The organism is Pollutimonas rozaliensis, assembly GCF_048751585.1.
Taxonomy (GTDB): domain Bacteria; phylum Pseudomonadota; class Gammaproteobacteria; order Burkholderiales; family Burkholderiaceae_B.
This window is the reverse complement of record NZ_JAZHOB010000323.1, coordinates 1-242: the sequence shown is the minus strand read 5'-3', so window position 1 is coordinate 242 and position 242 is coordinate 1. Positions and strand designations below refer to the sequence as shown.

General features: G+C 61.6%; 1 protein-coding gene. It reads right to left on the bottom strand.

The genetic code is table 11. The features are described from left to right. Window positions 1-242 (bottom strand): AAA family ATPase (locus V0R37_RS23085; RefSeq protein ID WP_489685831.1); only part of this gene is annotated, 242 nt, incomplete at both ends.

Genomic DNA, 242 nt, shown 5'->3' with positions numbered 1-242 from the left:
GACGAAGTGTTGAAACGAGTGGGCATCTACGAGAAACGCGACACCCGATTCGACTGGCTCTCGGGCGGGATGAAACGGCGCTTCCTCCTCGATGTAGTGGGTGGTCAGGAGAATCGTCGTCCCCGACTCGTTCAGGTCGGTGATGAGGTTCCACAGGTCGTGCCGGAGCTGTACGTCCACGCCAGCCGTCGGTTCGTCGAGAATGAGCAGGTCGGGGTCGGTGATGAGTGCCCGCGCGAGGA